At 32.1% G+C, this 24469-nt stretch carries 24 protein-coding genes; 10 read left to right on the top strand and 14 right to left on the bottom strand.

The genetic code is table 11. The annotated features are described in order from the left end of the window. Positions 1-89: 89 nt before the first annotated feature. Both ACMGDK_RS18800 and ACMGDK_RS18795 read left to right on the top strand, forming a co-directional pair. Entirely contained in the window at positions 90-1409 is a 1320-nt protein-coding gene (locus ACMGDK_RS18800; RefSeq protein ID WP_436809351.1) for a helicase-related protein, read from the top strand. A gap of 15 nt (positions 1410-1424) precedes the next feature. Further along, the gene (locus tag ACMGDK_RS18795; RefSeq protein WP_436809349.1) at positions 1425-1958 is read left to right on the top strand and encodes a hypothetical protein; all 534 of its coding nucleotides are present in this window, start codon (positions 1425-1427) and stop codon (positions 1956-1958) included. A gap of 291 nt (positions 1959-2249) precedes the next feature. On the opposite strand, the gene ACMGDK_RS18790 is transcribed toward ACMGDK_RS18795, so the two are convergent. From ACMGDK_RS18790 to ACMGDK_RS18775, 4 genes are all read right to left on the bottom strand, one after another. Next, on the bottom strand, positions 2250-2924 hold the full coding sequence (locus ACMGDK_RS18790) for a hypothetical protein (protein WP_436809348.1): 675 nt from the start codon (positions 2922-2924) through the stop codon (positions 2250-2252). 454 nt (positions 2925-3378) lie between these two features. Beyond that, the gene (locus tag ACMGDK_RS18785; protein ID WP_436809347.1) at positions 3379-4869 is read right to left on the bottom strand and encodes a hypothetical protein; all 1491 of its coding nucleotides are present in this window, start codon (positions 4867-4869) and stop codon (positions 3379-3381) included. Further along, positions 4838-6424 carry a hypothetical protein gene (locus ACMGDK_RS18780; protein WP_436809346.1) on the bottom strand — a complete coding sequence of 529 codons (1587 nt, stop codon included), beginning with the start codon at positions 6422-6424 and terminating at the stop codon, positions 4838-4840. Before ACMGDK_RS18780 ends, ACMGDK_RS18785 begins: the two co-directional genes overlap by 32 nt. Positions 6425-6455: 31 nt before the next feature. Further along, positions 6456-7157, bottom strand: a complete 702-nt coding sequence (locus tag ACMGDK_RS18775) for a hypothetical protein (protein WP_436809345.1) — start codon at positions 7155-7157, stop codon at positions 6456-6458. 362 nt (positions 7158-7519) lie between these two features. Between ACMGDK_RS18775 and ACMGDK_RS18770 the strand changes: the two genes are divergently transcribed. Beyond that, positions 7520-7879 carry a nuclear transport factor 2 family protein gene (locus ACMGDK_RS18770; RefSeq protein WP_436809344.1) on the top strand — a complete coding sequence of 120 codons (360 nt, stop codon included), beginning with the start codon at positions 7520-7522 and terminating at the stop codon, positions 7877-7879. 11 nt (positions 7880-7890) lie between these two features. Here the strand turns inward: ACMGDK_RS18770 and ACMGDK_RS18765 are convergent, their stop codons facing one another. After that, positions 7891-8151: a SemiSWEET family transporter gene (locus ACMGDK_RS18765; RefSeq protein ID WP_436809343.1), complete on the bottom strand. Its 261-nt coding sequence runs from the start codon at positions 8149-8151 to the stop codon at positions 7891-7893. A gap of 1149 nt (positions 8152-9300) precedes the next feature. After that, positions 9301-9453, bottom strand: coding sequence for a hypothetical protein (locus tag ACMGDK_RS18760; RefSeq protein ID WP_436809342.1), 153 nt, complete (start codon positions 9451-9453; stop codon positions 9301-9303). Between the two features lie 381 nt (positions 9454-9834). Between ACMGDK_RS18760 and ACMGDK_RS18755 the strand changes: the two genes are divergently transcribed. Beyond that, the gene (locus ACMGDK_RS18755) at positions 9835-10830 is read left to right on the top strand and encodes a hypothetical protein (protein ID WP_436809341.1); all 996 of its coding nucleotides are present in this window, start codon (positions 9835-9837) and stop codon (positions 10828-10830) included. Positions 10831-11289: 459 nt separating this feature from the next. Further along, positions 11290-12855, top strand: coding sequence for a tetratricopeptide repeat protein (locus ACMGDK_RS18750; protein ID WP_436809340.1), 1566 nt, complete (start codon positions 11290-11292; stop codon positions 12853-12855). A gap of 108 nt (positions 12856-12963) precedes the next feature. Here the strand turns inward: ACMGDK_RS18750 and ACMGDK_RS18745 are convergent, their stop codons facing one another. From ACMGDK_RS18745 to ACMGDK_RS18715, 7 genes are all read right to left on the bottom strand, one after another. Further along, entirely contained in the window at positions 12964-13575 is a 612-nt protein-coding gene (locus ACMGDK_RS18745) for a hypothetical protein (protein WP_436809339.1), read from the bottom strand. Between the two features lie 24 nt (positions 13576-13599). Next, positions 13600-14028 carry a hypothetical protein gene (locus ACMGDK_RS18740; RefSeq protein ID WP_436809338.1) on the bottom strand — a complete coding sequence of 143 codons (429 nt, stop codon included), beginning with the start codon at positions 14026-14028 and terminating at the stop codon, positions 13600-13602. 26 nt (positions 14029-14054) lie between these two features. After that, a complete protein-coding gene (locus ACMGDK_RS18735) occupies positions 14055-14786 on the bottom strand; it encodes a hypothetical protein (RefSeq protein ID WP_436809337.1) in 732 nt (243 codons plus the stop codon). Positions 14787-14824: 38 nt separating this feature from the next. After that, positions 14825-15148, bottom strand: coding sequence for a hypothetical protein (locus tag ACMGDK_RS18730; protein ID WP_436809336.1), 324 nt, complete (start codon positions 15146-15148; stop codon positions 14825-14827). Between the two features lie 356 nt (positions 15149-15504). After that, positions 15505-16080 carry a hypothetical protein gene (locus ACMGDK_RS18725; protein WP_436809335.1) on the bottom strand — a complete coding sequence of 192 codons (576 nt, stop codon included), beginning with the start codon at positions 16078-16080 and terminating at the stop codon, positions 15505-15507. A 168-nt stretch (positions 16081-16248) separates the two neighbouring features. Next, complete coding sequence (locus tag ACMGDK_RS18720) at positions 16249-17094, bottom strand: AraC family transcriptional regulator (protein WP_436809334.1); 846 nt, start codon at positions 17092-17094, stop codon at positions 16249-16251. 727 nt (positions 17095-17821) lie between these two features. After that, positions 17822-18577 (bottom strand): SDR family oxidoreductase, encoded by a 756-nt coding sequence (locus tag ACMGDK_RS18715; RefSeq protein WP_436809333.1) that lies wholly within the window; start codon positions 18575-18577, stop codon positions 17822-17824. Between the two features lie 529 nt (positions 18578-19106). Between ACMGDK_RS18715 and ACMGDK_RS18710 the strand changes: the two genes are divergently transcribed. The 4 genes from ACMGDK_RS18710 to ACMGDK_RS18695 all read left to right on the top strand — a co-directional run bounded on the left by ACMGDK_RS18710 (position 19107) and on the right by ACMGDK_RS18695 (position 22576). Beyond that, positions 19107-19685, top strand: a complete 579-nt coding sequence (locus ACMGDK_RS18710) for a squalene/phytoene synthase family protein (RefSeq protein WP_436809332.1) — start codon at positions 19107-19109, stop codon at positions 19683-19685. Between the two features lie 4 nt (positions 19686-19689). Next, positions 19690-20160 (top strand): squalene/phytoene synthase family protein, encoded by a 471-nt coding sequence (locus tag ACMGDK_RS18705; protein WP_436809331.1) that lies wholly within the window; start codon positions 19690-19692, stop codon positions 20158-20160. Positions 20161-20326: 166 nt separating this feature from the next. Further along, positions 20327-21163 (top strand): hypothetical protein, encoded by an 837-nt coding sequence (locus tag ACMGDK_RS18700; protein WP_436809330.1) that lies wholly within the window; start codon positions 20327-20329, stop codon positions 21161-21163. Between the two features lie 378 nt (positions 21164-21541). After that, positions 21542-22576 (top strand): terpene synthase family protein, encoded by a 1035-nt coding sequence (locus tag ACMGDK_RS18695; RefSeq protein ID WP_436809329.1) that lies wholly within the window; start codon positions 21542-21544, stop codon positions 22574-22576. Positions 22577-22710: 134 nt separating this feature from the next. Here ACMGDK_RS18695 and ACMGDK_RS18690 read toward each other — a convergent pair whose 3' ends face one another. Next, positions 22711-22866 (bottom strand): hypothetical protein, encoded by a 156-nt coding sequence (locus tag ACMGDK_RS18690; RefSeq protein WP_436809328.1) that lies wholly within the window; start codon positions 22864-22866, stop codon positions 22711-22713. A gap of 579 nt (positions 22867-23445) precedes the next feature. Between ACMGDK_RS18690 and ACMGDK_RS18685 the strand changes: the two genes are divergently transcribed. Then, entirely contained in the window at positions 23446-24444 is a 999-nt protein-coding gene (locus ACMGDK_RS18685) for a terpene synthase family protein (protein WP_436809327.1), read from the top strand. The last annotated feature ends 25 nt before the right edge of the window (positions 24445-24469 follow it).

Here is a 24469-nt window from a genome sequence, read left to right as displayed (position 1 = left end):
GGAAATCAACTTTTATTATAACTTTAAACTAACAAATACTCCCTAAGAGAAAGTCCATTTTCTTTTGAAGACATACAAACAAAGTATTTATAGAATTTCAGGATTACATAAAGTTATGTAATGAATACAGTGACGAAATAGTAAGTGATTACATACAAGATCTTACTGAATACACCGGAGGGAACACGGATAAAAATAAGGATTACTATTCCAAACTTATTAGCTACTTAAAACGAGGTATTGTAATTCACCATGGCTCTCTGCCTTTAAAAATAAGAAGTATTCTTGAAAAATACACAAATGCAGGCTTATGTAAAATTTGCTTTGCAACTTCAACATTGGAGCAAGGTGTAAATATGCCATTTGATCTTGTTTATCTAAATAAATTAGAAGGTTCAAAACCGCTTTCGGTGAAAAACTTAATTGGTAGAGCTGGCCGGTCAACAATGGAATATAAATTCGATTATGGTTTTGTGGTAGTTAAAAATATACGAAATTTTAGAAATATAATGGTACAAGACGAAGAATTGGAAACCACATCATTGCTTGATATTGAAGAGCCTGAAAAAGATGACGATTATAACGATTTCAAGGATGCAATTTTAAATGAAACTTTTGATGATGAACTAAATCTTACAGAAAATCAGGTTAGGAGACTGAGTTCACAAGATATCTTCACCACCATTGAACAGCTATTAAACTCCATTTTTGAAGGTGATGATATTATATCTTTAGAGACTTTAAATGAGGATATAAATGAAAAGCATTCCTTATATGATAAATTTGAAGAAATATATTCAAACTATCTAGGGCGTGAACTAAGTCATGGTGAACAAAATGTTTTTAATACTGCAATAAAAATTATTATTTGGAAAGTCCATGGTAAAACATTTAAAAATATCTGCTGGTATAGGTATAGTTACACTAGTTTATCGAACTTAAGGCGGCTCCAAAAAAATAATCGCATATTTTTAGATCGCCTTCAATCTAAGTGGTATACTGAATGTCCCACTGAATTTCCTAATAAAAATCTTCAACCTTATAATGCATTAAGTCTTGATGGTAAAAACATATTAGCAAGGGATGTAGATTACGATTTTATCATTAGTGATACTTATGACTACATTGATAAATTGATAGGTTTTAAATTGTCAGATGTATTTTATGCTGCATTTATCAAATATTATGAGCAGTATGAAGATCCAAGAGCTATAAAGCTTTCAAAATATATAAAGTATGGGACCGACAATGAAAGGCATATTCTTTTATTGAGATATGGTCTTACTTTCGAAGATATTCTTACTTTAGATGAACATATTTTAGACGTCTCAGAAGAAGAAATAATAGTAAAAAACACAATTTATGAACTACCAGAAAAACAAGTCGAACCGTTACGCAGATACTTCTAATTTTATATCCTTTATATGACAGATATTTTTCAAATAATTCTAGATCAAATAAATAAATATGGTATAACCGGAATATTAGGTTGTTTACTTTACATTATTTACAAAATTATTACTGCTTCATCGACAAAATGGTCAGTACGGGAACAAAGCTATATTACGTTGCTCCAAAATCTCGGCACTTGGAACAATAGCCTGTCTGATCGATTAAGTTATTACCAAGAGCCTGGGTCTTGGTATAGAGATGATCCTAATGCAGCAAGTTTCAAAGAAAATTGTGTTAAAGGCGAAGCCGCTTATCAAAACATACGAGATCATATTAGTATAAGTAGAATCTTTTTATCAGACAGTGCAAAAAATGCCCTTGAAGAACTGTTAAGTACTCATTGGTATATCGCCGAACATGATGCTGTTTGTACAGCTGATTATTTAAATAAAACCTCGCAGCTTGTACAAACAACTTATGATATTCTTTTAGTGGAGGCTAAGAGCGATTTTTCACGAAGCAGAAAATTAAAATTTGTGCAGAAATTACTTGAAAAAAACACATAATCTCTTTGGGAATAATAGGCTTGATATCGAAGTCCAACGCCCGAAAATTGCTGTAGTTAAACACACATTAAAAGAGCAACAGGATTAATGTCGCATTAAGAAACCATAGGTGCTTTATTAGGATATCTAGCCGACAATTTTGCAAGTCTTATACCATTATTTGAAGTATTTTGGGATTACCGGGTATTTTTTAGCTTCTGGAACAGCTAGATACACAGCCAGCATAACTGTACTTTCAGGTACAGAAAATTTATGAATCCCACAAAAATATCAAAATAATTCTTAAGTCTTTTAACTACGATCATAATGGGAAATCTTGTTTGATTTTCTAAAACTTCCCAACTTTTCAGCCCAAAGCCCGCTGACATTCAATAATTCAAAACAGAGGATTCTTAATGATACAGGTGTAAAAAAAGAATTTTCTCGTCCTAATTCCGTATTCACAAATTCCAGAATATTACCGTGGCATATATTATTTCTATACCGTACTACTTCAACCGAAGTTAAATTTGGCTTTTGTGATTGTAATTTCAAAAAGAAGTCATTTTCATTAGGAAAAGCTAAAGCTTCAATCGGCATCCCTAATTCTTTAGCATCGGAAATCAAATTATTGCTTAATACCTTATAGGGCGTTAATTCAACGAATTCATTTTGAGGATTTTGAATTTGTGATATAGTAATTCTTAAGCTAGCTTCTATTCCATTTAAAAAAGATGAAACAGCAGGAACATAAAATTCATTAAACATACAATCAACTCCTTGAACAAAAAACCAATGAAATTCAGCTGCACAAAGCCGCTCAAAAAAAAAGTTTCGCATTGGGGACCATTCTCCATTTATATCGAAATGCGAGGCAATATGATTCGATGCATTTTGCTCAAAGATTTCTTTACGTGGTTGAATTCCTAAAAAAGAAGTCCAAATGTCAATCCATTTATCTGTTTGTTGAATTTGATTAAATTTCATATAAACCTGTTAATATGATTGCTACTTTACTAAATTATGATATAATATATTATTTTTTCAGTCGAAGATTCGCAAATCACACAAATCTATCCTTTTTTCCCATATCAACTGTCTTTTTTCCCAGCTCCTGAAATGATCATCTACTTCATCTCCGACTATAGGTTTAATTATTTGTTTTATAAACACATCATCACTACCATTTGGGGACATCCTATGTAACTTCTCTTTAAATGATAGCATCAACCCAACAGAAATATTTCTTAGTGCAAATTCCCCTCTTGGAGCATCCCATTTTATAATCCTCCAACCCTACCTCCATTGAAGCAACCGCATTTTGTGAAATTTTCATCTTAAAATTTTAGGTTATTAATATTCACTAAATATAAAAAAACGACGAGTTCCACTAACCTTATTCTAAATAATACTTAAATTAAGAAGCTTCTTTGTATTTTGTTTAATAATAAAACTCTTCCATAAAATCTTTTCTTTGCTCATCCTCAATTTCCTTTTTCTTCCAACCTATTTTTTGTTCGAAATAATCTATATGCCCTGAATAATCTAAAATGTTTGGTAGTGCATTTATCATTTTTAGAATATCCTGATAAAATTCAATTTTCTTCTGAATTAAAGGAACTCGACTACCTGACCAACTTTCACTTCGTCCAAAATTAATCTTCTTTGTTAGGGTAACATCTTTATTTATAAGAAGAAATTCCCTGAAATATTCAATAAACCAACCATTAAAATTATGATATACTACTTCAATAAGCATTAATACAATCTTTTCATTGTTATTATGCTTTTGAGTAAGTTTAATAATAAGTGATTTTACTTTTTCTGTTCTATCCTCATTGACATCCCTGAAACTAAATAAAGAATAAATATCTTCTTCAACAATAAACGTATATTGTTCTTTTTCTAAAGCTGTCAATAACAAATCTTCAATCAATTCTTCATACTCCTCATATTCCCACAACGTACTTGTGTTAATTTTTTCCAACCTCAAATTGGATGAATATCCCAATCCAATTTTTCCATTTTTTAAATTGTCATTGATGAAATTTTTATCCAAATCTAAGAGGACTTTTAATTCTCTTCCCTCATAGTCAAAGTGAGAATCTATTTCATATTGTGCCCAGTAAACATCTTTTAAAAGTTGAAGATGTTTAGTAAAATACGACGAACAATCAGCACAAAAATCAAATCCAAAATCACGCCTTGTCTTACGTGTTTTAGTGAGTATGATACTTGTCAGATAGGTAATGATATTGTGGTTTTCTAATTCGGGATTTTCTTTTTTATATTCTTCAAATGTTGCTTCATATTTTAGATAGTCAAGCATTCGATGGATATAGATATATTCGTCAGGCTTTAGAAAAGTATTTATTAGAAGTTTCAAAAAAACATCATCGACTTGTCCTTCGGGTAACATTGTTATTAATACAGATTCCCAATACGGTTTTCCTTGAAATTCATAATCGCTCATTATGTCCAAAAGTTCTTTTCCTGCCATAATATTTTCGAGCAAGGCAATATTTATCACGGTTGCTCGTAACGGAAAAAGTACTCTCCCACTAAAGAATAGCCTTAAAGCATTTTCAAATTCGGATTTATTCTTTCTTGCTATGGAAATATAAATATCAGTAACTGCTGATTCTATATGCCATCCATTATTGTCTTTCTGTTGCTTATACAAAGCATCAGTATTTAAAAGAAATTTCTCTAAACTTTGCCAATCAGTTGCTTTCACAAAAGTATCAAACTCTTGTCTTTTTTCCTTTTCAGATTCCTGGATAGATTTTCCCTCTCTGTATTCCCAATCCGGTTTTAAAAACTTAGACAGTTTCCTTACATCAGATTCAATAAACTCATTCCAGTTTTCGGGATATTCAGTTCCAGCTTCTGTTAAATGTTTAGCAAGAACACTTACAAACTTGCAATGCATATTGTTTATTGTCCAATTTTTCAGAAATGAGTTTTTGATAAATTGGCAATTCATCTACATAAATACTTTTGTCAATGTCCCCACCCGGATAAATGATTTGATGTAGTATTTTTTGCACCTGTTCATTTTCGATTTCAAATAAATGATAAAATTGATTAAGAATGCGTTCCCTTAATTTCATTAATTCATCTGATTTATATAAATCAAAATTATAAATTGTAAATGCGTGTCCTTTTGCTGAACGAAATTCATCATAATGCCAACCTAAGAGTGCCTCTGAAAAGTATAGAAAAATACCATTGGCAAAGTTTTTTTGAGAATTATCTAGCTTTTCATCTAACAATACATCCAACAGCAAATTTTGCCGCAAATACCCATGTTCTATGTCTTCTAATTTGTACTTAAAGTCTTCGTGAATAAATTTTAAAATTTCGGGCAATCTACTTGGTTGTTTATTTAATACAGCTAAGGTCAGTTCAATCGAAGGTTTGAATAATTCGTTAGGATGGTTCCAAAAATCTTTTAATAGTTCAAAATGTTTTGTTGCGTAGGTATGGTCATTATGGACATAACTAAATTTAAGTATTTCAGGATATTCTTCCTGTGGAAGGTTTTCTATCCATTTTTTCAAATACAATAGGCAATCCCGACCTTTGTAAAACCAGAATAAATTGTAAAAAGCATATAATTCTTCATCGGATTTTATTTGCTTTATTACTTCATTCAAATGAGGTAATACTAAATCTCTTACGTGATAGTAAATAAATGTGTTATTCACATCTATAAGCGTAGCACGGATTCTATTTGAAAATTTTTCTATAAAAGTAGCAATCCATTCTGCATAATTTATAACGGCAGATTTAGGATCAATAAAACATTTATAGAATGCGTAGGTTGCTAATACTTGGTCTGATACTTTAACTATCTCGTTGGAATAAACATCTAATATTTCACTGTTATGAAGTTCCATTATAGCAGTCCATAGTTCATTCCAGTCAATATCAAATTTGTTTGATAGAATTGTTTTTAATTCTTCATTATTTCTGTCGAGAACACCAAAGAATGAAACAATAGCGAGAGATTTAAGAATGATTGGATTATTGAAAATGCCTATTTCTTCAGAGATTTTTTTGAAGTATTTTTCATACAGTAATACAGGACTATTTAAATAATTGGTTTCCGAATCAGGGGTAACAGAATAAGTAGCCATTAGTGCAACTCTTGCATTACCTTTGGCTAAATCCACTATTTTTCTTTTGATATCACTATGATACTTCAGATTTGGTAGAGCTGCTAGAATTATTTCCCCTATTTCTTCATCCTTAAATTCAGGTATATTAAATTCTTTATACAAATAACTATCAAGCGTAACCGAAACTTGCTTTTTTACATAATCTCTGGATGTTACTATAACTTTTACTGAATAAGATTGTGATGCCTCTATTTTGCTCAGCAAATAATTTAGATTATTGATTGATTTATTGGCATCGTCAAACAATATTATATGTTGTTTTCCAGGTAAAAAAAGATGTTGGTAATCATCCCATAATGACACTCCAGAACTTTGGATAACGATTGGAACATAATTATCTCTTTGAAAGTTCCTCTAAAATTTTGACTGCCAATTTAGATTTGCCGACACCTGCTCCACCTGACAACAATAAGATATCGTATTTCTTTAAAGCCTCAATACTATTTTTAAGTTCGTCTTCTCTTCCAATGAACTCATTAGTAAGTGATGGCTGTAAACCTTTTTCGGTTTTTAAAAGGAACTCTTCAAGTGTATAAATATCTCCCTTTACAATTTGAATGCTAAGATATTCTTCAGCTAATTTTGGAATATCAAATATGAGCAATGGTAAATTCTGAATATTTAAAACCTCGAACTTTGTGCCAGGATTATATGATTTTACTTTAGTATTTAATAGGTTATGTTCTTCTGCACTTATTTTTTCATTACAAGCTAATATGACTTTTTCTATTTTCTCCTTTTCTATTGTCGTTATATCTTCCTTAAAACAATGATCCACATCTTTTGAAAGTTTATCAAAAAAGGATTTTGATTCTCCTAATCTTTCCTTAGTAGTACATTCAACAAAAATATATTTATCTTCATTTACAAAAAAGGAATCAGGCGTCCCTTTACTTGTTTTTTCTTTTCCAACAACAGCACCGGGAGCACCAATAAATTTATTCCCTTGTAAATATAATAAATGATTTACTAAGGTTTGAAAACTTGCTTGGTTAATTGCCTTTAATGCATTCTCTATTTGAGTTATAGTATTCATGAGCTAATAAGTCTATACTAGCAAATATATTAAAAACAAGATTTAGAAAAATCATAATAAAATGGAGACATATATTGCGGGTTGTTATTAACACAAATTCAACAGAATTCAAACTAAAAACAAAACACACAACACATTTAATTACAACAATATAACTCAAAAACACTCTCTAAATCAGTAAAAAAGGAGTTTGAATAGCATACTGTCAAGTCCATGGTATTATTTAAAAATACACCAGTATTATTCCCTGTTGATACCGCATAAGAAACCGAGCGAAGATGATTCGTATTGTCTTCACATGCGAATACATTATCTACTGCAATTATTTGTATATTGTCCCTAACAAAAAATAACTAGATTCAATGAGACCAAAAGAGCTAGTAGAACGATGGATTGAATTATTTAATGCGGGAGATGCAGATAAGATATCTGAATTATATCATTTGGATGCTATCAATCACCAGGTAGCCAACACCCCAGTTGAAGGTAAGGCTGCTATTCAAGAAATGTTTGCAGCTGAATTCATTAATGCTGAAATGACATGTATTCCTGAAAATATTTTCGAAGATGGTGATTGGGCAATATTGGAATGGAAAGATCCCCTTGGGTTAAGAGGCTGCGGCTTTTTTAATGTGATCGATGGGAAAATTAAATTTCAACGAGGCTATTGGGATAAACTTTCATTTTTGAAAATGCATAATCTTCCAATCCCAATTGAATAACCCAGGATAGATTATAAAGCAGTAAGAAATGCTGTAAACCCAAATACGATCCCAGGCAAATTCGCTATTGCAACCGGCCAGTCACGTTTTGGTTTTCTTAGCAAACCATACACCAACCAAAATGTACAGTTGATAGATGCGACCAAAGGTTGTATCCAATCTCCTTTATCTCCATTGAGGTTATTGCTGATCTGTGGAATATATGATACATACATTGCAACAGCGGTCACAGTGCCAACCCATCCTAAAATAGTGTAAAATAGGTTATTCATCGTGGCTAAATATTTTATACAATATACTGAAAATTTAGCTCATTTTTGATTGCTCAGAATAGTAAATTGTTGGTTTGATTTCGATTGGATCAATCTACAAACCGGTAGCGAAAAGACATGTCGCATTATAGACTAATTTTTATGATCTCTAAAAATCGCTACGTTAGCAGCGAAGATGGTTTAAACTTGATAGCTATACAAGAGTTTCGGTTATAAAGTTGAAATTAGGTTAAAGCCTTATTCTTATTCTTATTCTTATTCTTATTATTATTATTATTATTATTATTATTATTATTATTATTATTATTATTATTATTATTATTATGCATCTTATTTTATTCTTTGGATTACAAATAAGAATTACATTGTAAAGAATAACCAGAGTATCCCTTCCAAAGGTGCAGTGGAATATCCATTACTAAACACAATAAACTTTCTTGTTATATTTGCAGTATTAAAACTAAAACGTTCTTTAAATCTTTGTTAGATTTTGTAGATTAAAATATTAATAGAGTTGTGGCAAATTCGTGACAATATGACGAGTATCGTATTTAAATACCATATTATCGGTTATTTAAATTGTTTAGTTCGAATCCCTCACTTTTATATCATCATTCCTCTTATTTAATGAAAAGACTAATTCTAGTTGCTAAATAACCAACACTAAAAAACTCACCAATACGGATAAAAATAATTGGAAGTAAGGTGCACTATTGATTGGAACCAAATATTCAAATTTTCAAAATCACAATCCCATGAAGATAACTAACAGGAATCAAACCAAAAGAACAAAGTAGTAAACATCTCATTTTCAACTACATACATGTAAAATATTTTCGATATCATTATAAAAATAGTTTGGATAGCCTACCAGCGAGGTCACAAACGACAATATGCGCAAATTTAGGACAATTTGCGCATATTTATTTTTAAACACTTCATATTCATACAGTTAGACTTCAACAAATTAAGACTTTCATTACAAAAGTGTCAACCCAAAAAAATTCAGTTGATTCTACTATAAAAAATTAAAATACTGAAAATTAATTAGTTAAAACAAAAAATCAATAAAGGTTTGAAAACTTTACCTTCGATACCTAACAGGATTCGAACACCAAAATTTAGAGAAAAAATCAAATGTATATTCCTTTAAATTGTTTTCAATTGTTGTTCAAATGCAAACAATGAAATTTCTTTTAGAAAATGGTTTATCTTCTCATCATTACCTAAAGTTTCTCCTACTCTTGACCCAGGTTTTTCTAATTTTATTCCAAATATTTTTTTTATAAATTCCGGTAACATATTCAGATTTCTCATCAGTAATTACTTTCTCGGGAAAAAATAATCTTGCTATTCTTTGTTTTATTATTATATCAGAGACCTCATAAATGTCTCCTAAATGACAAAATATATTATTCCCTTCCTTTAAGCCTGAATTATAGAATGGAGTAGATGTAATATTTGAAAAATAAGCAAAGCTTATTTCGGAATTTATCTTTACTGGTTGATCATAATAAAAACTAAAACACTGTTAATAAAACAGTTAATAATTTATCTCAAAAAAATTAAAATTTCATTTATTTCATGTTTTTTTCCGAATATCTAACTACAATAGTTGGCGTTTGATTCTTGAAACATGCAAATTTGCGCAAATTTAGTAATAACACATACTTAAAAACACTTATGAAAAAATTTAGTTTATTATCGATTTTTCTATTTGCAACGACTTTTGCTCAGGTAGGAATCAAAACCAGCACTCCCACTGAAACATTAGATGTAAATGGTATTGAGAGGATAAGAGAACTGCCAAGACATAACACGGCAAATTCGATTTTTACAAAACCAGACGGAACAAGATCGGAAAATAAAGATCAAACATTTATAGCAACAAAAATGGTGGTGGCAGATGCTAATGGCGTACTTGGGTATGCAGACTGGAACTCCAATCCTACTCCTGTAAATCCTAAAAGAAGAATAACAATAGGATATTGGGCTGGTTTGTGGGATGCAAATCTGTATGCATTGGGAGCCACCGGCTTTCCTACATTTAATTCCCAACTTAAGAGTATGGTAAACTATGGTCCCGCAGGTATATATAATAAGATTGGAGGTGTTGATTTTCAGCAATATCAAACAGAAGAACTGGAGAATTTAACCGGTGCTCAGCTGAAAATGGTTGTAGATGTTTTTTGTATTGGTTTACAGGCAGGAGTAGATCTGGACCCTTTATTAGTAGCCAAAATAAAAGACTTTGCAGATCTTGGTGGAGTTGTTATGGTTCTTCTCGATTCTGGTAGGAACACGCCTGCATTTCAGATATTTGGAGGTAACGGAAATGTAGGCACAGGAGGATTGGCATCTTATTCCGTTGCAGGAACAGTTGGTTCCAGTGGTGTATTTGGAGCGGTTGCCGGAGGAACTGTTATTAATGGTGCCCAGACAACAGGTAGAGTTCTGAATTCTCAATTAGCGCCGGGCTCTGAAATTCTGGCTAGAGAAGGGGGAGCTAACGCAAGCCAAGCAGGTATTTGGACTACCGGGCCAAATGGAAGAGTGATTTTCTTTTGGGATGAGGGAGTATTTAGAAATACCAGCATTTCAACTACCATTATTAATACTGATCAGGAAAAATACCTTCATAACATTATGGCCTATGCATTTGATAAGTTGAGCTTATAATTCGTTAATAGATGTAATAAATAAATTCAAAAGCACAAATGTTTAGTATAGTGCCGGGAATCTTTCTTCCAAGCAATCTTCACAGGGTTATCATTGAGTATTATTCCTACAAATAATTTTTATTGTGTTAAGGATTATGAATTGTTGATCAGTTAAATACATTCCATTGATTCAAAATTTTTTAGATGGTTCTGAGACTGCATTTTAAGTACTGCAGTCTCTTTTATAGTTTAATCCTAAATTATTGAGGATCCACGAATGAAAATTCATGAGTTTACATTTTCAATGGCATTCATCTGTGTCAATAAACAGGATTAGCTTCGGAACATTATCTGGCAATTACGGCAATACTACACTTTTCTCTTTTTATGTACGATAAATTAAATCTTATTAATTCTAATAATATGTAATTTATTTAATCATAAATTAGCATTTACTTTTTTAATCTATATGAACTTTATGAAGAAATTTATTTTCATTATCATTTGCGCATTTTTCAATATAATACATGGTCAGTTAATTAATAATCCGAAAATTGATAATGAGATAAAAACAGCGAAAGAGCTATCTTCAGATCAGCCAGCTAAAGCCTTGCAGCTTTCAGAAGAAATTTATCGTGTTTCTAAAAATGCAGGATACAAAAAAGGAATATTGGAAAGCAGTAACTTTTTGATGGCCAAATACTTTGATTTAGGAAATTTTAAAAAAGTTGTAGAGTTGAGTAAAGAAGCGGAGACGTTGGCGATTGAGATGAAGGATCATGAAATATTATCAAACACATACAGGCTTAGAGCTTGCTCCTATACGGAGCTTGGCTTTAATGATGAGAGTCTGAAAGAATTTCGAAAAGCTCTGAATATTGTTTCCAAAATAAAGTCTGATAACTATAAATATTATCAGGAATCTCTCATATATATTGGTTTAGCAAGTTATTCAGCCCATATAAATGCACCTGTAGATTCTGTAGTTCATTATCAGAAAAAAAGTCTTGAAACTATTAAGAAAGTAAATGATAGTAAGGATTTTAGTAATAAAAAGAATCATTCTCTAATTTTGGCATACATCAATTTAGGAAAGACAAGTATTGCTATGCATAAAGCAAAGGATGCTGAAATCTTTTTTTCAAACGCATTAGAACTATGTCAAAATAAAACCTATAAATCTAACAAAAACCTTGAGATTGCTACCCTAAATGAATTTGCATGGCTTTACTATGATCAGAAAAAATATGAGGAGTCTAAACGTTACGCTGAACAGGCAGAAAAATTAGAAAAGCAGGTCAATAGCCCGTACATCCGCAGAGATATTTATGAAGTCTACTTTAAATCTTGTATAGAGCTGGGTGAAAAGGAAATTTCAAAAAAATATATGAATCTCTATACCAAGCTGAATGATAGTTTGGTAAATGCAGAAAAGAAAACTATAAATATTCCGGTAAAACAAATTGTAGAGGAGCAAAGTGAAATTCATCACAGCAACATTAAGAAGATATTAATAACAATATCCATTCTTATTCTTATGCTCTCGGCTGCCGTATGGTTTTTCTGGAAAAGAAAACAGAAAGATCTGCATAATAAGTATGAATCAATCATTACAAATCTAAAATCATCAAATGTAACTACTCCAAATTCAGATATCGCTATAGACCGAAGCATTAACATTACAGATGAAACCATCAAAACCCTTTTATTGAAATTAGAAAAATTTGAAAAGTCTCAGAAATTCCTTAAAAAAGAACTTAGCCTTACCTCTCTGGCTAATGATCTGAATACCAATACCAGATATCTTTCGGAAATCATAAAGCAATATAAAGAGAAGAGCTACAATAATTATATCAATGAATTGAGGATAAACTATATAATTAATAAACTCTGTACAGATCCTATTTACAGAGAATATAAAATAAGTTATTTAGCAGAAGCTTGTGGGTTTTCCTCTCGAGAAGTATTTGCTGTCACCTTTAAGAAAGAAACCGGGGTTACTCCCTCCTATTTTATTAATAATCTTAAAAAAGAGAAGGTGTAAAAATTCGTGACGTCAAAACTCCAATAAAATTTTATTTCAGATCTATAAAAGAAGCTCCCCCTTTGCAGGTCTAAAACCAAAAGGAAGAGCTTGAAAATAACAAATTTTTTAGTTCTTATTCTCTGCCAAAAGCCGGCCGTTTAAATTGATAAAGCCACTGTGAGAAATAATTTCATTAAACTTAGAATCATAAAATTCCATGTCTAGAACGTTATCTTTAAATACTCTTCTCCCACTGAATACATTGATGTTAACATAGATGTCTTTATCGGAAAGAGCATCATATAATCTTTTAGGAAAACTTAGATGGGTAATCTCCAATTCATTTGACTGAGTAACATTTATCTTCTCCATATCATAGACGAGAAGCTTCAATCCATTAGGCCCCAGTTCTTTTTTAATATCTGCCGGTAAGGAATTTTCGTCGGCAACATCGCCATAGAAAAATAAAGAAGCTATTATTGATTCCTTATTTTTTTGCAATAATTCCACAGCTTTATCAGAAAGGTTAACTTCTATTTTGAAGTTGGGAATGATCACACGGTCTCCTTCTATTTTAAGAGCACCCTCTTTTGAAGAACCAGTAGTTTTATCGGGCAGCTGCTGATTATTTTTCTCAACTGCAATTTCTGTTTTGGTTATTTCTTTTGTTCCATTTTCCTTACAGCCGGTAGCAGCAACCACTGCAAATGAACTTATTAGTAAGAGTTTTGCTTTCATTTTTGATTTCGATTATAGCCGGAATTATGGAATATACTTGATGAAATCAGCATGCAAAACATCCTCTGTTACATTACTTGATGATGTTGTCGTATTTTTCATCCATTGCCTGTGTTCGGTATTCGATGAAGATGTTGAACCAATGATTCTTTGCTCCATATTGTAAAGAATAACGGCATCCGCTCCTTTTTCTTTCGCCTTCTGAACAATTTTATCCTGAATATCCTGATAACTTGAACCCAGTATTCCCGAAATACCATCCACTTTTCCTATAACCTCATAATTTTTCTTTACATCATTGGTATCTAAAAATACATCAATATTTTCAGTGGGGTTATAATTTTTTCCAATGTAATTTACGGTTGGAGCACAGCTAACAACTAATATTAAACCTGCTATCAGTAATGTATTTTTATATTGCTTTAAAAATGTAATTTTTTTGTACTTATTCATTTCGATTTTATTTATATGTTTATTAATTACCTGTACAATATCGCTTCTATAGGCAGGATATTTGAAGATGTTGTTTGTTTAAAACCAGTATTTGAACCACTAGGAAATAAAATTCCATCCGCTATTGTTTGCCCTTTTTGGTCTCTGAACCTTATATAAGCAGTATCCCCTTTTACATAACCATTTATGGATAAAATACCTGTATCGAGCTGATCATTGTTTGTCTTATAATTTGCTGTACCTTCTATTTTGCTTCCAGACTGGGTCATCTGAAATGAAATAATTCCTTTTGCTGTTGTATCACCTTCATTGGAATAGGATCCTGTATAGCTTTTTTTCGATACACTGGCTGTATTTGGATATCTTCCTTTTTCATACAAATAGGTCACAGAAGGAAGTAGTGAGGTGGCAGTAGTCTGTTTAAAATATAGTGTCGTTGCATCTTTTATACTGATATTGCCATCAGCTACCGCATTTCCCCTCTGATCCCTGAACCGGATATAACCAATATTATTTTTAACATACCCATTTACTGAAAGCATTCCGGTATCTGAATCGTCAGTAGTACTTTGGTAATTCGATACACCTTCTATTTTGGCATCTGTTTGTGACAGTTCCATGGTCATAATTCCTGATGCAGTTACATCACCTTCGCTGGAAAATTTCCCTGAAAATAGTTTTCCTGACTGGGCAGTTACATTGGATGTAAAAATACTTGATAATATTGCCGTTGTTACTATAAAACCTTTGCTCATCATAATTGATCTTTTATAGGTTAAAAATGTAATGACTTAAATTATTGCTCTTCTTCATCTTTCATTTCAGTTTGTCCAGGTTCCGGAACATTATCTTTATCATCATTTGGTTTCATATCAGTCTGTCCCGGCTCAGGAATATTGTCATTATTGTTTTCATTATCACGTTTCATTTCTGTTTGCCCTGGTTCAGGAATAGTGTTGGTGTTTTCTGATCTGGTTTCTGTTTGTGGAGGCCGTGAATCTTGTCTCTGATAAACAGTTTGTCCGGGCTCAAGAGGAGCATCATAGGTGGTAATGGCACCACATGAATTTAATAGAATGAGGAACAACGCAAGGAACGAGATCTTTAATGAATTTTTCATAAAACTTAAATTTTAATTATATCACCAAATGTAGTATTGTTTACCTTAAATTATTGGGCATTTTGGGGAGCAATATGTGATGTTTTCACAATTTATCACACCAAACCATGCATAATAACTCAATTTTTTTTCACTTACTATTTGGTGATATTTTTATTGGTCGTTTTAATGTTTTACAAATTATTACATCTGATAATATGTGTATTATGTCTTTTAAGACAGGAAAAAACAACATATTAGAATGGTGAAGGTCTTATTTAATCTTTGTAAAAAAAATACTTATATACTTATTCCTGAAGAAGGTATTATTGGTTGAGAATTTAACCTAATGAAATGATATGTAAATCCAAGAGGAGTTAATCATTATAAAATTTGTTGAAGATAAAATACAGTTCAAACAAAATAAAAAATATCACCATACCTCCATACCAAGCTGAACGGCGGGTTTTTAAAAATGCAAATATGGCACATAGTGAAATATGACTCACCATTCTTATCGCATATAACGGCATTAGCTTTTCCAGATAAACAGGTCCTTTAATTAAAGTGTCAAAAATATCAATGAAATAAATCACAATGAGCAATAAAAAAAACCATTTCTTTCTTGAAAAAAAATAATTCTTGTAATTATCATCATAATCTTTAACATCTGATGGATATAGAAGCTGACATAATGTAAAGTAGAAGATAATATACATGATGATGAATATATACTCAGTAAATGTCCATATTCTAACATCTCTAAGGCCATATTCCCACCACCAAAAGTGAATCATCAACAAAAATATATACAATACCCATAATAAATGAACCCAATAGGGTTTTGTTCTTCCAGGATGTTGAACAAACTTTACAGTACCATTGAGTAGGCTACCTATACCTAGGCTTAATATAATACTGATAACTGTTTTGATATGGTTAAAAAAATCCATGATATAAATATTATAAGAAGATATAGCTTTGAACTTTCCTGTTAAAAAAGAATTAATACAATTAATAGTAAACCACTAATAATTCAAATAATTTAATTTACATATTTAAAAATACAAATTAATCTACGAATCAAAGACAGGAATAAAAGTAGGTTTTATATATTATTTTTACTCCAGATCATTTACATTTTTTTTAAGCACGCTTATAAAATGAGATGGCGTAACACCCATTTCTTTTTTGAATATTACAGAAAAAACTTCCCTAGAGGAAAAGCCACAGGCTTCAGCAAGATAGCTGATTTTATATTCTCTAAAGACGGGTGTGTCAGTTAATTTACTGGTAATGTATTGTATCCGAAGTCCGTTAAGGTAGTTATTGAAATTCTTGCCTTTATGCTGTTTGATTATTTCTGAAAGATATCTTGGATTCGTATTTAGTGAACTTGACAAAGTGGTAAGTGTTAAATCTTTTTTCAAAAATTTCTCGGATTTTTCAAACCTTGAAAGTTTGTTGAGCAGAGATATAGTGGTGTCTTCAGAAATACTAATAATATTATCTGCCTTTTTATTATCAGCTTGTAATAAAATAGACTTAAATTCGGTTACTGTTGTTTCTTCTTTTAATTGATTAATGGTTATTTCATCTCTTTTATTTTGCTTTTTCTGGTTATTTTTCCAAGCCCAATTATTTAGTAAAAAAATAATGACAACAGAGGGTATGATAACTATAAGATGGGGATGTTTTTCTCCTTGTTCAACCATTGTGTATTTTAAAGGAGTATTTAGAACTTTGTTTTTTGTATTTGCTATGCTGTTATTCAATTGAGTATATAGACTTATTCTTTTTTCTGAAATTTGGTTAACTTTTTTGGAAAGTTCCATAATTTTGTTGAATTCATTTTCATATAAATCTTTTGCATTTTCTATTTCCGTGTCAATTTGTGATTTGTAATTCAATTGTTCATCAGCAAAACTAAACAACAGGTATAGACAGAATAGAATTTTTTTTGTCATTAAAGTGTGTTTCTATGCAAAGTAAGGACTAATGTATGATTTACTATATAGAAAATATGTTAGCTTTTCGGAATTAATCACTTACACGCCCCTTTATAATCATCTGTTTTTCAACTGTTTATTTATATTTCCAAATTATAAAACTTCTTCATGTGGTGAAATACTGTTTTAAAGTATTTGGAATGCGGAATCTGCTTTAAGCTCTGTTATTGATGTTCCATTTACCAAACATTTTCAACATTTCGGATTGGCCAGATAGGACTAAGAACCGCTGTAAATAAGCAACTTATTTTTTGGATATCTATAGGCTGATTACCAAAAGAGAGCTCACACCGGCAATGTCTTGAACGTTAAAAAACGTAATGAAAAATTAAAAATACAGTCAGTACGACTGTTTATAAGAATATTGGTATAGTCGGTAATATCAATATCGGCAGTAGGCAGTATGTTTCCATCCATTTATCAATGTGCATGATACACAAAACCACTTATCAATCGTTTGAATAAGCACCTTGGGATTTTCAGGGTTACTATGTCCATCAAAAACTAATTTACCGCCTTTTGGAAGGCAATATCATTTGAAATCAAACACAAGATTTTTTTCTTAAGAAAAGCACGTTTTGGCTGTTTTCTGATTACACTATGTTGTTCGTTCTTATCTGAAGAAATTTATATATTAAAAATGATGAAACCAGCTGCCACTAAATAAGCAGCTGGTTTTAATTAATTATCTGGTTGTATAACCACCGTTTGCAAAAATAGTTTGCCCCGTAATCCACCATCCGTCAGTTACCAAAAATTCAACTAATGGAGCAATGTCTTGAATATTGGTAAGACCTCCCAAAGCCGAAGCCGATTTGTGATATTCCACTGCATCGGCACTTTCCTGTCCATAGAAAAAAGGGGTATCCATCGGACCGGGAGCAACAGCAGTCACCGAAATTCCTCTGTTTCCAAATTCTTTAGAAGCGGCTCTCGTAAAATGCTCTACAGGAGCTTTTGCACCCGCATAAGTAGAATATAAACCTGTATAAGCTGCTAATAATGAAGTTACGATTGTGCAAATCTTGCCATTATCATTCAATTTCTTACCTGCTTCCTGTAAGAAGAAATAAGCTGATTTTGAGTTGATACCAAACATTACATCATATTCCTCTTCAGTAGTTTCTGTAAATGGTTTTTTCAATACCATTCCAACTGTATTGATGGCAACATCAATGCCTCCAAATCTGGCAATGGCTTCATCAAAAAATTTTGTAACATTTTCTACTTTGGTTAAATCACCCTGAAATAAAAATGCTTCAGCACCTAGAGCTTGAACCTCAGCCAAAGTTTTTTCACTTTCAGCTTTAGAACTTTCGCTGTTGTAATGTATTGCTAATTTTGCTCCTTTTGCTGCAAAATCTTTGCTTAGTAATCCACCTAAATTTTTACCACCACCGGCAATTAAAACTACTTTTCCTTTAACATCGTGTTTTGACATTGTATAATTATTTAAATATTATCATACAAAAGTCAACAATGAAAATCATATTTATACGGTGAACTTTTCGTATGTTGTTAGAATTTCCGAATTTCATTTCCTTTTTTTCGAGAAAATAAAATTAAGTCTGCAAGAAATATTGAGGCAACAACCAGTTTAAAGCATTAACTGTAAGCTTTTTAGCACCACATTAGACTTATATTAAATTGTTCCATAACATAGCTTTTTATGTGTAATGCTAAATTAAGCTTCTATTGTTTTGTAGCACGACATTAAAATTAACTGTGTGAATTAAAGTACAGCATGAGAACCTAAGCCTAAAGATATTGAGTTCTTTAAATCTACTAAAGAATGTATCTAAAAAGGATATAGTGCAATCATGCCATTCGCGCGAAATGCTTAATAAAACATCTCTGTATATTAACGATAAACCAATTAGAACTTTTAAAACAACTGCCACACAATTTCTATTAAAAAACTCTATTTTATAATTTTAACTCTTAACTTTCTAAACAATTACTACTAACTTATGAAAAAACATACACTATCAAAATCTCAATATGATTTGTCAGTGGAACAAGCTGAAACTTATTTAAAAACTATTTTTCCTCGCGTTTCACGTACCTTTTCCATTACAATACCACAACTTCCTTCTCCATTACGACGTGTTGTAATGAATGCTTATCTCTTAGCACGCATATTAGATACAATTGAAGACGATAATGCATTGACTATGGAGCAAAAATTTTATTATGGAAAAAGGTTCATATGGATTTTACACAATGATATTGAAAGCGCAAAAGAGTTCGCATTAGAAGTTACACCACAGCTATCAAATCAAACAAATAAAGCTGAACGTGACCTTCTCTATAATTTACCGCTAGTGCTAAAAATAATACAAACATTCAATACAAGGCAAAGAGAGGCAATCCAGCGATGTGTAAAAATTATGTGGGAGGGAATGCAGAACTTTTTAGAACGGCGAAGTGAAGGCGGTCTTGAGACACTAGACGATGTAAATAACTATTGTTACCATGCTGCTGGTGTTGTCGGAGAATTGCTCACGGACCTTTTCTCGGATTATTCTAATAAAATAGCACAGAAGTAATGAAATGCAAAAACTTGCAATATCATTTGGAAGAGGATTACAGATTTCCAATATTCTTTATGATCATTGGGAAGATCGTAAAGATGGGATCTGTTGGTTACCCCGCAGCCTGTACGGAAATGAGCTATATCATCTTAAACCTGAAAACTACAACGAAAATTATAGAAAATCGCAAACTGAAATGGTAAATATTGCTTATAAAAATTTACAAGAGGCTCTAAAATATACATTATTAATTCCAGCATCGGAAGCTGGAATACGTCGATTTTTATTTTGGACAATTAGTTTTTCTTTGTTTGCACTCCGCGGAATACAAAAAAATCCTTCATTTTCCAAAAAAGAAGAAATTAAGGTACCACGTACCAACATAGTAAAAGTCATGATGGTTACTCGTATTTTGGGAACAGGAGATGCAACATTAACGAAATTTTTTAATTCAGTTTCTGAAACTATCCCGGATCTTATTATAGAATAATCAGTCGCAAGCACTGTAAAGATTGTTGGACTTTTCCTGATATACCTTCAACATTCTAAAAAGCCGACAATGGCTATTTAATCTTCTAAACAGTATGTTAAAAAATAAAGCTCAAAAGACAAACTGAAAAAATTATAATTGTTATTTTTGATTAAACTATACTATTATGAAAATTTACATTCTTATTTTTTGTGCGTTCCTCTCAACTGGAGCTTTTGCTCAGGGAATCCAGACCGGTAAAGAGGATATGCTCCAAAAAACCAACGGAGAAATACTCAAAGGCAAAATACTGCGCGTCACTGATAACGACATTACATTTGTTTACGCTGGAGAAACTGCAGAGTATGTGATTAAAAAGATTGATGTCAGCAAAATCGTCCATTCAAGCGGACGCGTTGAAGACTTTGCTGGAAACAGTACGGTACAGATACGTCAGAAAGAGCCCGTATCGATGGTAGCCAGCCCAAGCGAGCACCATAACCGGATCGCCATCCTTCCCTTTACCTTCCTGATGGACAATCAACAAGGCGCAGAAGAAATAGGTATCAAGGCACAGCAAGACGCCTATGCTTTTCTATCTCAGCATTCCTCGGGATATAAGATTATTGATCCGCGAACAACTAATGCGGCCTTAATACAAGCAGGGGTGACCCGTGAGAAAATGATCGGTTTTAGTATGAAGAACCTCGCTGATATTTTAGGTACGGAGTATATTATTGAGGGTACTATAAGCCAGGCAAAGGGATACATGACCAGTTCGACCATTGGCAGAAGTAGTGCTACTATCAAGGATGATGGAGGCAAGATCAAAGAAACGGGTATCGGCTCATCGACCAGTGACAGTGCACAGCAGTATGATGTCACCGTTACGCTCCAAATTTACATGGACAACAATGTAAGCATCTACAACAATAGCCATAAAGCATTTTGGCCAACCACGGATGGCTCTTACATTGCTCCATTAGAATACGTTTTGAAACGATGTCCGCTGTATACCAAATAACGGACATTTCGACTTTTAGAAACTGCAAGTAACCAATCTATAAACAATCTCAACAAAATACGTTACTTTCTCAAAATAGCTCAGCATTGGCAAACATATCCATATAACAGTTATTTTGCGTTCCATCGCTGGAAGTTTAATCTTCCCATGAATTGCAATAATGGATTCAGCAACTGAAAAAAGGACTTTTGGAACGCGTACCCATAAGGATTTTGCCATACCTGAGTGATAAGTTGGGCATTACCAAATGACTGGTTGATTCTGTTTATTTCGTCATAAGGATATCTCCAAATGCAACTAGTTGTCCCGAAACAGCCGTGAATTTGAATTGATAATTATTTATACCTTTAATACAGACTTTAACCATAAAAACAATATATGAAGCAAACAGTTTTAAATGAAGAATTTTACATGAGCTTAAAACAGCTGCCAAAACCCCATTATCCTTTCCCTGATTTTATTCATCCTGATTTTCAGCAACAGCGAGAAGAATATTATACTTGGATTGATACAGAATATATCATCCACAGTAAAGAAGCACGTGAAAAGCACAAAAAACATCAACTAGCTGATATTGCATCACGAGGATGTCCCTTCCTAAAAACAATTGCTGAACTACGTCCCTTAGCCAATTACACAGCTAATGGAGCAATGATGGATGATTACTTTGACCGCTGTTCCCGTGATGAAATGTATAGAATAACTAATCATATAATGGCTTTGGTGACTGGTGAAAATCCAATAGAACCTGCTGAAAATGGCATATTTCATTTATTTTGGGTCTTAAGACAAGATGCTATTAAATGTGAAATTCCAGAACGTATATACGAAAAGTTTACAAGATCAATGAAAGATGTATTTGTGGGCTATGCAGAAGAAAAAGTATACTACCGAACAAATACGATACCTCCATTATCTATGTATCTGCTGATCCGAGAGGAAACAAGCGGCGTTAAACCCTATTGCTATTATGTCGCTCTTCAAAAAGAATATCGTAATCTACCTGATGATGTTTTCGATCATCCTTTTATTAAACGTATATATGCTCTTTCTTCTTTAATGATTGGCATACACAACGATATTATTTCGTTACCAAAAGAACTCAGCCGTGAAGGAGATACTATGAATCTAGTAAAGGTACTGCAACAAGAAAAAAAAATATCCCTAACACAGGCTTATGAGAAAGCTCTTGAACTACATGATAATTATTTAGAAGAGTTTTTATTATTACAAAAAAACCTTCCCTATTTTGATACTTTCCAAGAACTTGTATATGATTATGTTCAGGACATAGGTATTATGATTGCAGGAGTTTACGCATGGCATACAAACGACACATTCCGCTATATGAATGGTGGCTATGTGGAAGGTGAATATCCCACCCAGAGGAAGAAAGAAATGGGTAGCTTTTGAGAATATTAACTGAATGTTTAAGAAACTGAAAGAATAAAAGAAGACAAAAACAGAGCTGTTTATTCTGAAAAAATTTCAATAACTAATTGAGCTGTAAAAAGTTAATATATTGTTGTTATTTTTTTTGTGTGTAATTAATGTGCCACTTTCATTGCGAATGGTTCCGGTGGAACAGCAACTTCAAAGTTAGTGCTTAATTTTTTCAGTTCAATGGTATAATCGTCAACTATCTTCCAATCATCTGATTGGCCTTCACCGATCGCCCACATCAGCCCAGTAGAAATCCTCACACATAATTAATTATTAATTGCCCCAGTATTTCAGTGGCATCTGTATTTCATTTTTACACTGTATATCAGTAAGAAATTCCGAATTCCTTACAATGAATCAGCATACATAGAACCATGTAATACATTACAAGTTAACACTTTATATTTACATCTTTTATCGAAAAACAATATTAAATAAAAAACTATTGACTATATTATCTTTTTTTTAAATTAGTGAAATGAAATTTCGATAACGAAAAATATAATCATAAATTATAATTAGTGATAATTTGATTTTATAAACTATTTCTAATAGCTTACTTTCATTATCCATAATATTATGATCTATACAGATCGAATGTTAATTTCACTTCATTGTTTGTACCGTCAATTGGGATTGTTGTGAATTGGATACTTCCAATCTCATTTATATTTTGACTAAACAAATCTACTCAAGCTAAATTTTTAAGAAAATTTCTGTCATGTCCTAAGCCTGAGTTCCCCAAGTTTTTATTTACACCTTTAATTTATTTGTTTTTCCAAGTTGGATTAATTCATGAATGGTAATTAGCTTGTGTTAAATTTTAAAAAAATAAGACCATGAACACACTTGAACTACTTAAGACCCAATTTAAGTATCCGTTCCCCACACTAAAGAACCCCAATGCAGATCTGTTGCAAGAAATAACAGAGAATCAATGGATTGATGGAGAATATCTTTGGCTCTATGAACACAATCATAACCTTCGTAAGAAGTATAAGATGACCAAGACGGCACATATCGCCTCCCATTGGTTTCCTACTGCTTCTCCTGAACGATTAAGACCGATTTGCAGATTAATGTTATGGACCTTGTATAATGATGATCTCTATGAAGAAAGTGAATCAGAGAACATTGAATATGTACATAAACAATCAATTGCAGTACTTAAAGGCAAGATAGCCGGCGAGGATTCTAGAATCCCCTTGGGTAATATGCTAGCTTCCTTGAGACAGGAATTGCTAGAGTTTATCCCAGAAGAATCGCTTTTCCGTTTTACACATATGATCGATAAATATTTCATGGGGCTAAAAACTGAATTGAAGTATAAAAAGAATAAAACTTATCCTAGTGTAATTGAATGCATTGCCTTACGCGAAAATTCTATTTGTCTGTATCCTTTCCTGCAGCTTACTGAAGTGGAAACAGGAATCGTCCTTCCACCGGAAATTCATGCACATCCTGTATTACAACGTTTACAGACATTAGCCTGTCATTTGGTTACCTATTTCAATGAAGTACAGTCTGTCTTGAAGGATGAAGCTACAGACAGCGTTTATTACAACATTGTGAAGGTAATTCAGAATGAACGACAAATGTCCCTGATGGAGGCATGTCTTGAAGATTTGCGTCTGCATAATGAAGACTTGAAAGAATTTTTAGAATTACAAGTCTCTCTTCCGGATTTTGGTGAGTGGCAGGAAGCAGTTATTAATTGGGTACATTACATGAGCATGGTTTTAAGTGGTTGGAAGAATGTATCCACAAAACTGGACCGTTACAACGCTATGGAATTTCCAGATACAGCAGAATTAAAAGCAAAACTAAAACAAATATAATTTCATTATTAATTTCATTAACAAA

This window comes from Chryseobacterium hilariae, from assembly GCF_051400735.1.
Classification (GTDB): domain Bacteria; phylum Bacteroidota; class Bacteroidia; order Flavobacteriales; family Weeksellaceae; genus Chryseobacterium.
Note: the sequence above shows the minus strand (reverse complement) of the source record. Positions and strands in the feature narration are given on the sequence as shown.